This window comes from Rhodococcus sp. CX (genome assembly GCF_015865005.1).
Taxonomy (GTDB): Bacteria; Actinomycetota; Actinomycetes; order Mycobacteriales; family Mycobacteriaceae; genus Rhodococcus.
In genome coordinates this window covers 9,742-19,534 of sequence record NZ_JADZGH010000214.1, presented here as the reverse complement: position 1 = coordinate 19,534, position 9,793 = coordinate 9,742, and the positions used below count along the sequence as shown (strand labels likewise).

Below are 9,793 nucleotides of genomic sequence, written 5' to 3'. Positions count from 1 at the left end.
AGCAGTTCGGTTTCGGCGCCGGTGATCAGGTCGAGCAGCCATGCGATGCGGGTGTCGAGGTCGTCGAGTCCGATCGGCTCGCCGGTGGTGTCGTCGACCGCCGCGTACGGGCGGGTGGTGAACGCGAACGGGCGCCGGTCGATCGGTGCGGTGTTGCTCATCCGTTCACCCCCGCCCCGTGTCGTCGTCGATCGGTTCCCGCCGGGACCATCTCGTCGTGCTCGACTGCGGCGTCGACCGTAGCGTCGGGCACCGACAGATTCGGTTCGGTCCGCGTCCCGACCGGGTCGGGGTGTGTGCCGATGCGGTGACCGACCCTTGCGATGCGTGCCGATCCCGCTCCTCCGGGACACGCAGCAAGGCAACAGGAAGAATCGGAGAGTATGACGGAGTATCAGATTTCTCGTCGACTGTTGTGAGCCTTCGAGAACATTCAGGTCGTGCTGGCCATGACGATGACCGTCCTGGGCTTCGGCGGCGTGTTCGCTGCCATCACCTACATCGCGCCGATGCTCACCGAGGTCGGCAACTTCGCGGAGTCCTCCCTCTCGTGGCTGATGGCCGCCTTCGGGACGGGCATGGTCGTCGGCAACCTCATCGGCGGGCACTTCGCGGACCGCAAGCTCATGCCGATGCTCTACACCGCCCTCGCAGGCCTGGCACTGGTCCTCGGCCTGTTCACCTTCCTGGCCTCCGACAAAGCCGCGTCCGTCGTGGCCGTCTTCCTCATCGGCGCACTCGGTTTCGCCACCGTCCCGCCCCTGCAGAAACATGTCCTGGACCACGCACACGGTGCCCCGACACTGGCCTCGGCCGCCAACATCGGCGCCTTCAACCTCGGCAACGCACTGGCCGCCTGGCTCGGCGGCCTGGTGATCTCCGCCGGTCTCGGCTACACCGCACCCAATGCCGTCGGGGCGATCCTGGCCGCCTCCGCCCTGGTTCCGGCCGTGATCTCGCACCGGCTGCAGCGCCGATCCGCCCGCGTCACCGCGACTCGTGCTCGGGCTGCTCCCGACCTCGGCCGCGCCGCTCACGCCACCGCGGGAGCCGTCCACCCCTGACCCCTGTCACCTCGAAACCCTCACCCAGCGAACATCTTCGAAGGATTCCCTCATGACACCCTCCACGATCCCCACCGTGAAACTGAACAACGACGTCGAGATCCCCCAGCTCGCGCCTTCGACGCGAGCCTCGCCAACCTCGGTCTCGACTATCTGGATCTCTATCTGATCCACTGGCCCACCCCCGCCCGCGGCCTCTACCCGGATTCGTGGCGCGCCCTCGAACGCCTCGCGGAGGAAGGACGCATCCGCGCCGCGGGCGTATCGAACTTCCAGCCGACTCACCTCCAGCGCCTGCTGGACGACAGTGCGCTGACCCCGGCCGTCAATCAGATCGAACTGCACCCCGGTCTGCAGCAGGCCGAATTGCGTGCCTTCCACACCGAGCACGCCATCGCCACCGAGGCATGGAGCCCTCTCGCCCAGGGTGCCGTTCTGGACGATCCTGCCATCGCAGCGATCGCTCGACGCACCGGCAGATCACCCGCTCAGGTGGTCCTGCGCTGGCATCTGCAACTGGGCAACATCGTGATCCCCAAGTCGGTCACTCCGGCCCGCATCCGCCAGAACCTCGACGTCTTCGACTTCCGGCTCAGCGACACGGACATGGCCGCGATCACCGCGACCGACCGCAACCTGCGCACCGGACCCCACCCGGACGAGTTCAACTGACGAACGACCGTCCCGCCGAGCCGGCAGGATTCAGCTCCGCGAGCGTGCCGCCGCGAGCATCCCGCCGGTGATCGCCGCGACGTCGTCCGCGGTGCACACGTACGGCGGCATCGCGTAGATCAGGTTCCGGAACGGCCGCAGCCACACCCCGGCCGCGACCGCGGCGTCGGTGGCGGCGCGCATGTCGACGGGTTCGGCGAGTTCGAGCACGCCGATCCCGCCGAGCACCCGCACATCGGTCACCCCGGGCAGTTCCCGGGCCGGCTCGAGTCCGCTCGCGAGGCCGGCGTTCAGGGCCGCGATCTCCGATCGCCAGTCGCGCGAGAGCAGCAATTCGACCGCCGCGACCGCGACCGCGCACGCCAGCGGGTTGCCCATGAACGTCGGCCCGTGCATGACCCCGCCGCCTTCCCCGGCGCTGATCACCTCGGCGATCCCGGAGGTGCACAAGACCGCCGCCAGGGTGACGTACCCGCCGGTGAGGGCCTTGCCGACGCACATGATGTCGGGGCTGATCCCGGCGTGGCCGGCGGCGAACAGCTCACCCGTGCGACCGAATCCGGTGGCGATCTCGTCGAGGATCAGCAGCAGTCCGTGTTCGTCGCACATGCGGCGCAGCTCGCGCAGATAGGCCGGATCGTGAAAGCGCATGCCGCCGGCGCCCTGCACCACCGGTTCGACGATCACCGCGGCCAGTTCGTCGGTGTGCTCGTTCAGGATCTTCTCGAACTCGGCGACGTAGGCCGGATCGAAGTCGCGCGGCGGTGCGGGGGCGAACACCTGCCGGGCAAGCACGTCGGTCCACATCGAGTGCATGCCACCCTCGGGGTCGCACACGCTCATCGGAGCGAACGTGTCGCCGTGATAGCCGCCGCGCCACGTCATCAACCGGTGACGTCCCGGGCGCCCGAGCGCGCGCTGGTACTGCAACGCGAGCTTGATCGCGACCTCCACCGACACCGACCCGGAGTCGGCGAGGAAGACCTTGTCGAGCCCGTCGGGGGTGATCTGCACCAGCAGTTCGGCCAGGCGCGCGGCGGGCGCGTGGGTGAGTCCGCCGAACATCACGTGGCTCATCCGTCCGAGCTGCTCGGTGACGGCCGCGTCGAGCACCGGATGCCGGTAGCCGTGCACCGCGGCCCACCACGAGCTCATACCGTCGACGAGCTCCCGCCCGTCCGCGAGAACGAGCCGGGTGCCGTGCGCGTGGTCGACGACGAGGGGCTCGGTAGAGGCCGGGAACGCCCCGTACGGGTGCCACAGGTGTGCGGCGTCGAGTTCCGCGATGCGGGCTGCGGGCAGAGACGGCGAATTCACGGCCCCGACTGTAGGCGGTTTCATGCCCGTACGAAGCAGCGCATAGGGTGGCTGCCCGTACCTGTGTGCTTTCGTCACAGCAACAGCTCGGTGCCCGCCTCCGAGTCGGACCGGCCCGGAAGGGAGCTCGATGCCCGTCACGACGTTCACACCACGGCTGCGGTCGGCCGACGGCGGTGCCGTCATGTCGGCTCAGCGCGACCGTGCCGTCGCGTCGGTCCGGCGCGCCGATCTCGACGGCCTCCGTGGCCTCGCGATCGCTCTGGTCGTGGTGTTCCACGTGTGGTTCGGGCGGGTGTCCGGTGGTGTGGACGTGTTCCTCGCGCTGTCCGGTTTCTTCTTCGTCGGGTCGCTGCTGCGTGTTACCGAGTCGGCCGCGCCGCTCGATCCGCGGCCGGTGCTGCGCCGGGTGGGCCGGCGGTTGCTGGCACCGTTGGTGCTGGTCCTGACCGCGGTCGCGGTGGCCCAGGTCGTCCTCACCCCGCCGACCGGGTGGTTCTCGGCGGCGGAACAGCTGTTCGCGTCGCTGACCTTCCTGCAGAACTGGCATCTGGCGCGCACCGCGAGCGACTATCTGGCGGCCGATCCGTCCGTGAGCCCGCTGCAGCATCTGTGGTCGATCGCGGTGCAGGGGCAGTTCTACCTCGCCGCCGTGATGGTGGTGTTCGGCCTGGCGTGGGTCCTGCGGCGCCGCGGCCTGCCCACGCGGATGCCGCTCACGATGCTCCTCGCCATGGTCACGGCCGCCTCGTTCGGCTACGCCGCGTTCTCGGGCGCGGAGCGAACCTGGCTGTACTACGACAGCGCCGCGCGCCTGTGGGAGCTGACGCTCGGCGGGCTGCTCGTGTGCCTGCTGCCGTGGCTGCGGGTTCCGCGGTGGGCCGCGGCGACGCTCGCGGTGCTCGCGCTGGTCGTGTTCCTCGGCTGCGGCGCGGTACTCGACGGCCGCGCACAGTTCCCGGGACCGTGGGCGCTGGTGCCGGTCGGGGCGGCGCTGCTGCTGGTCGTGACCGGCGCGACCGGATCGACCGCGGTGTCGCGTCTGCTGGCGTCCGCGCCGCTGGTGCGGCTCGGTTCGATCGCCTACGCGCTGTACCTGTGGCACTGGCCGGTGCTGATCACGTACCTGATCGTGCGGGACCGGCTCACCGTCGGAGTGCTCGGCGGTGTCGGGGTGATCGCCGTGTCGCTGGTGCTGGCCGAGGCCACCACCCGGCTGGTGGAGGACCCGATCCGAAAGGGCGTCCCGTCGCGCGGACGTACCTCGCTCGTCGCGGCTCTGACGAGCGTCGGCGTGGCACTGGCCGCCGTCTCCGTGGGATGGGTCCAGTACGTCGACCGTTCCGCCCGGCAGATCGCCGAGCTGCCGAATCTGTCCACCGATGTGTATCCCGGTGCCGCCGTGTTCGACCTGCTCACCGATCCGGTGAGCGCACCGGTGAAACCCCCGCTGACGATCGCCGATCGCGACCTTCCTGCCACCACGCTCGAGGAGTGCATCGCCGTGAACGGACAGCAGGAGCCGCTGTCCTGCACCTACGGGGATCCGACGGCGAGCCGCCGGATCGCACTGACCGGCGGCTCGCATTCCGAGCACTGGCTGCCCGCGCTGGATCTGCTCGGCGTCGAGCATCACTTCCGCGTCGACACGTACGTCAAGGTGGGGTGCCCGCTCTCGGCTCCGACGACTCCGCCGGCCGAGGACTCGGCGACCTTCGACTGCGACACATGGTCGACGAGTGTGCTGGCCGAACTGGCCGCGAATCCGCCGGACTACGTGTTCACGACGTCGACCCGTCCCCGCGAGGCAGGCGAGGGTCCGGGCGACTACACCCCCGACCGGTACGTGACGCTGTGGGAGACGCTGACCTCGTACGGCATCCCGGTCCTGGCGATCCGGGACACCCCGTGGCTGAAGGACGACGGCATCCCCTATCGCGCCTCGGACTGTCTCGCCCACGGTGGCGACGCGTACGCGTGCGGAATCGCGCGGTCCGATGCACTCGACATCGTCGATCCCGCCCAGGCCGCGGCCGCGCACCTGCCGACGGTCCATCCGCTGGATCTGTCCGACGTGGTGTGCCGCCCGGAACGGTGCCTCGCGGTGGAGGGCAACGTCCTGATCTACCGCGATCGCGACCACCTCACCGCCTCGTACGTGCGCACCCTGGCGCCCGAACTGGGCCGCCGGATGCGCACGGTCACCGGTTGGTGGTGACCTGTCGCGCTCGCCGGGATAGTGGGGGCCGTTCCGATTAGGGTGAGCGAGTATGGACCCCAGCGAAGCGACCGCGCCCGGTGACTCCTCCGAGGAGGAACTGCTGGTCTGGCCGGGCACCCCGTATCCGCTCGGCGCCACCTACGACGGCGCCGGCACGAACTTCGCGGTGTTCTCCGAGGTCGCCGAGAAGGTGGAGTTGTGTCTGATCGCCCGCGACAACACCGAGACCCGCATCCCGCTGGAGGAGGTCGACGGGTACGTGTGGCACGCGTACCTGCCGATGGTGTCCCCCGGGCAGCGCTACGGCTACCGCGTCCACGGACCGTACGACCCGGCGCAGGGGCTGCGCTGCGATCCGAGCAAGCTGCTGCTCGATCCGTACGGCAAGGCGTTCGACGGCGCATTCGACGGCGACCCCTCGCTGTACTCGTATGCGGTCGCGGTGCCGGAGGCCGACGACAGCGCAGCCGTAGCCGGGGACGACGAATCCGGGGCCGGCGAGGACGCAGCCGCCGAGGACACCGCGCTCGAAGCCGAGGGTTCGGAGCCCGCCGACGAGGACCCACCCGCCGAGGACGCGACGGGCGACGAACAGTCCGGTGACGCCGACGGTTTTCCGCAACTCGATTCGCTCGGGCACACCATGACCACGGTGGTCATCAACCCGTTCTTCGACTGGGCCACCGACCGCCCGCCGCGCCGGCCCTATCACGAGACGATCATCTACGAGGCCCACGTCAAGGGCATGACGGCGACACACCCCGGGATCCCGGAACAGCTGCGCGGAACCTATGCGGGACTGGCACATCCGGTGATCATCGACCATCTGCGCGATCTCGGGGTGACCGCGATCGAGTTGATGCCGGTGCACCAGTTCATGCACGACCAGGTACTGCTCGACCAGGGCCTGCGAAACTACTGGGGTTACAACACGTTCGGGTTCCTCGCCCCGCACACCGAATACTCGTCGTCTACGAAACCCAGCGCTGTCGTCGCGGAGTTCAAGGCGATGGTGCGCGCCTTCCACGAGGCGGACATCGAGGTGATCCTCGACGTCGTCTACAACCACACCGCCGAAGGCAACCATCTCGGGCCGACCATCAGTTTCCGCGGCATCGACAACGCCGCCTACTACCGGCTCGTCGACGACGACAAGGCCCACTACATGGACTACACGGGCACCGGCAACAGCCTCAACGCCCGTCACCCGCACACCCTGCAGTTGATCATGGATTCGCTGCGGTACTGGGTGCTCGAAATGCACGTCGACGGATTCCGGTTCGACCTGGCGTCGACGCTGGCCCGCGAACTGCACGACGTGGACCGGCTGTCGGCCTTCTTCGATCTGGTGCAGCAGGACCCGGTCGTCTCGCAGGTCAAGCTCATCGCCGAGCCGTGGGACGTCGGCGAAGGCGGCTATCAGGTGGGCAATTTCCCCGGGCTGTGGACGGAATGGAACGGCAAGTTCCGCGACACGGTCCGTGACTACTGGCGTGGTGAACCCGCGACCCTCGGCGAGTTCGCGTCCCGCCTCACCGGGTCGTCGGATCTGTACGAGGCGACGGGCCGGCGTCCCGGCGCGTCGATCAACTTCGTGACCGCACACGACGGGTTCACGCTCGCGGATCTGGTGTCCTACAACGAGAAACACAACGAGGCCAACGGCGAGGACAATCGCGACGGCGAATCGCACAACCGGTCGTGGAACTGCGGCGCCGAAGGACCCACCGACGATCCGGAGATCCTGGCGTTGCGGGCGCGGCAGCGACGCAACATCATGGCGACGCTGATGCTGTCGCAGGGCACCCCGATGCTCGCCCACGGCGACGAGATCGGACGGTCGCAGCGCGGCAACAACAATGTCTACTGCCAGGACAACGAACTTTCGTGGATGGATTGGTCACCCGAGAGCGTGGACACCGACATGCTCGCCTTCACCCGCAACGTGATCCGGTTGCGCCGCGATCATCCGGTGTTCCGGCGGCGCCGGTTCTTCGAGGGCCGGCCGATCCGCAGCGGCGACCAGTCCCGCGACATCGCGTGGCGCACGCCGGGCGGCGACGAGATGACGCCCGAGGACTGGGACAGCGGATTCGGCAAGTCCCTCGCGGTGTTCCTCAACGGTGACGGTATCCCCGAGCCGGATCAGCGCGGGCAGCGCGTCGTCGACGACACGTTCCTGTTGTGTTTCAACGCCCATCACGAGCCGATCGACTTCGTCACCTCGGGCGGATCCGACGACCCCGACTGGACGGTGGCACTGGACACGGACAGCCCCGACGGTCTGCGGGACCTGACGGTCGCCGCCGGCGAGTCGGTGCAGGTGCAGGGTCGGTCGTTGCTGGTGCTGCGGCGTCCGCGCAGCCAGGACTGACGGTGCTCCGCGCCTCGTGCGTGGTTTCGGTAGCGGCAGCTGCCGAAACCACGCACGAGGCAGCGGGCCGTCGGTGGGTTCCTATTCCTCGGAATCGATGACGGACCTGAGGGTCGCGAGGTCCTCGGGGGTCGTTCCCTCCGGCCGCAGGACGGCGTTCCACCCGTCGACGTACTCGGTCGTGTACTTGTGGCCGTGCCCGCCGGGAACCCCGGTCGAGAACGGTAGATCCGCGGTGACCTGCCAGAATGTGACGAACGGCATCCAGACCATGTCCTCGAGCACGTCCGTGCCCGGGGCCTCACCGATCCAGTCCGGCTCGTTCAGGATCAGGTGCGGACTCCACCACACGATCGGGTCCGACGGGTGCATCAGGTACAGGACCCTGTTGCCGTCCCACGGCTGGCCCGCGGGCGGGATCCCGGCCTCGGCGTCGTTCGTGAACCGCACCGTGCGCCCGTTCTTGTAGATCGGTTCGACCTCCGGGCTGCCCGGCTCGCGATTATCGCTGAAGTCACGGAACAGAGTGTTGAAGTTGGGCGGGCCGGCGAACAACGTACCCGCCGTGCGGTTGCTCAGGTCGCGTTCCCCGCTGAAGGCGGTTTCCCCACCGAACGAGCCGAGGCTTTCCCCCGCAACGAACAGCCGGGGACGGCTGTCCGGCGGCAGTTTCAGCCACTCCTCGTAGACCGCGTCGAACAGGTCCCGGCCGGCTTCACGAGCCTTCGACTGGTCGACCAGATAGGAGATCCACGAGGGCAGGTACGAGTACTGGATCGCCACGGTTGCCGCATCGCCGCCGGTGAGATATTCGAACGAGTCGACCAGGGCCGGGTCCACCCAGCCGCTGCCGGTCGTGGTCACCACGAGCAGATCGGCGCGCTCGAAGCCGCCGGCGCGGGTCAGGTCCTCGACGGCCAGTGCCGCGCGGGCCTCGGTGTCGTCGGCGGATGCGAGCCCGGCGTAGATCCTGATCGGCTCCTCGGCGGGCCCGCCCGCGAACCCGCCGATCTCGTCCACGGACGGGCCGTCTCCGATGAAGGCGCGCCCCTGGTAGCCCAGCGTGTCCCACGGCACCACAGACTCCGGGCCGCCCGATCGCAGACCGGTCGCGGGCTGCTGTACCCCCTCCGGCGTCTGCGTATCCCTAAGCGAGAAAGCCGAATTGGCGACGTTGACGAAACCGCTGAGCAACACCCCCGAGACGACCAGGTAGACCAGTGCGGCCACCAGCACCCAGCCGACCGCGGACGCCGCGCTGCGGCCGATCCAGCGATCGAGCAGCGTCGCGATCCAGCGGTAGATACCTCGGATGCCACGGCCCATGGCCACCAGAAGGGCGAAGACCACCACCGCGATCACGGGTGAGAGAACAGCGAGCGGAATGTTGTAGTCGGTGACCCCCATCAACTCCCGAATCCGGTGCTGCCAGTACTGCCCGAATCCGAATGCGACGGCGAACAGCACCACCGCGGTGACGGCGAACACCAACCACGCACGCCGGCTCGGACGCCGCGGGCCCCGGTCGGCGAACGCACGCCACACCCAGGCCGCGAGCACACCGAGCCCGTACCCGATCGCCGCGGTGATCCCGCAGACCAAGCCCTGCAGGAGCCCTCCGCGCGGGAGCAGGGACGGGGTGAACGACAGGCACGCGAATACGAGCGCGCCCCAGCATCCGGGAAGGGTGACGTACAGCAACTTGCGGCGCGACCCTATGGGAGCCGGCTCTCGGTCGTCGACCTCGGTTCCGGACCTGCCTGCCTCGGCGTGCCCGGCATCGGCCGGGATCTTCTGCTCCATGGCGACCTCCGCCTACAGGATCCCCCGCAGCGAACCGTCGCGCCGGTGTTTCCCGGCCGCATCTGTCGGGGATCTTCGATAGGTTTCCCCGCATGGCGACACCCCGCGATCTCGATGTGCTCGTGCTCGGTCCCGAAAACCCCCGGGTCATCGTGCTTTTCGGGTCGGGCTCCGGCGGGGATCCGGCCCGGTACCGGACCGTGCTCATCGCGCTGTCGGACGCCGGTTACCGGGTGCTCGCACCGCACCACACGCGGTTCGTCCCCGACACCGCGACATCCGACGAGTTCGTCGAACGCCCCCGCGGGCTGAAGGACGCGCTGGCGCGGTACGGCGGGAACG

The 9,793-nt window shown here is 68.9% G+C and carries 7 protein-coding genes; 5 read left to right on the top strand and 2 right to left on the bottom strand.

The genetic code is table 11. The annotated features are described in order from the left end of the window. Positions 1 to 449: 449 nt before the first annotated feature. Both I0Q12_RS23580 and I0Q12_RS23575 read left to right on the top strand, forming a co-directional pair. Positions 450 to 1,064 carry an MFS transporter gene (locus tag I0Q12_RS23580; RefSeq protein ID WP_231611298.1) on the top strand — a complete coding sequence of 205 codons (615 nt, stop codon included), beginning with the start codon at positions 450 to 452 and terminating at the stop codon, positions 1,062 to 1,064. A gap of 3 nt (positions 1,065 to 1,067) precedes the next feature. Next, on the top strand, positions 1,068 to 1,736 hold the full coding sequence (locus I0Q12_RS23575) for an aldo/keto reductase (protein ID WP_307846463.1): 669 nt from the start codon (positions 1,068 to 1,070) through the stop codon (positions 1,734 to 1,736). 30 nt (positions 1,737 to 1,766) lie between these two features. Here I0Q12_RS23575 and I0Q12_RS23570 read toward each other — a convergent pair whose 3' ends face one another. Next, the gene (locus I0Q12_RS23570) at positions 1,767 to 3,053 is read right to left on the bottom strand and encodes an adenosylmethionine--8-amino-7-oxononanoate transaminase (RefSeq protein ID WP_374068772.1); all 1,287 of its coding nucleotides are present in this window, start codon (positions 3,051 to 3,053) and stop codon (positions 1,767 to 1,769) included. A 130-nt stretch (positions 3,054 to 3,183) separates the two neighbouring features. Here I0Q12_RS23570 and I0Q12_RS23565 point away from each other — a divergent pair, with 130 nt between their 5' ends. Both I0Q12_RS23565 and glgX read left to right on the top strand, forming a co-directional pair. Then, entirely contained in the window at positions 3,184 to 5,271 is a 2,088-nt protein-coding gene (locus I0Q12_RS23565) for an acyltransferase family protein (protein WP_374068771.1), read from the top strand. A 52-nt stretch (positions 5,272 to 5,323) separates the two neighbouring features. Next, the gene (glgX, locus tag I0Q12_RS23560) at positions 5,324 to 7,648 is read left to right on the top strand and encodes a glycogen debranching protein GlgX (protein WP_197255266.1); all 2,325 of its coding nucleotides are present in this window, start codon (positions 5,324 to 5,326) and stop codon (positions 7,646 to 7,648) included. Positions 7,649 to 7,729: 81 nt separating this feature from the next. On the opposite strand, the gene I0Q12_RS23555 is transcribed toward glgX, so the two are convergent. Next, the gene (locus tag I0Q12_RS23555) at positions 7,730 to 9,451 is read right to left on the bottom strand and encodes an alpha/beta-hydrolase family protein (protein ID WP_197255264.1); all 1,722 of its coding nucleotides are present in this window, start codon (positions 9,449 to 9,451) and stop codon (positions 7,730 to 7,732) included. Between the two features lie 92 nt (positions 9,452 to 9,543). On the opposite strand from I0Q12_RS23555, the gene I0Q12_RS23550 reads away from it, so the two are divergent. Then, a partial coding sequence (locus I0Q12_RS23550) for a hypothetical protein (protein WP_197255262.1) occupies positions 9,544 to 9,793 on the top strand: 250 nt, incomplete at its 3' end.

Coding starts and splice junctions, on each gene's coding strand:
- glgX (WP_197255266.1), top strand. CDS start 5,324: ATGGACCCCAGCGAAGCGACCGCGCCCGGTGACTCCTCCGAGGAGGAA.
- I0Q12_RS23555 (WP_197255264.1), bottom strand. CDS start 9,451: ATGGAGCAGAAGATCCCGGCCGATGCCGGGCACGCCGAGGCAGGCAGG.
- I0Q12_RS23580 (WP_231611298.1), top strand. CDS start 450: ATGACGATGACCGTCCTGGGCTTCGGCGGCGTGTTCGCTGCCATCACC.
- I0Q12_RS23565 (WP_374068771.1), top strand. CDS start 3,184: ATGCCCGTCACGACGTTCACACCACGGCTGCGGTCGGCCGACGGCGGT.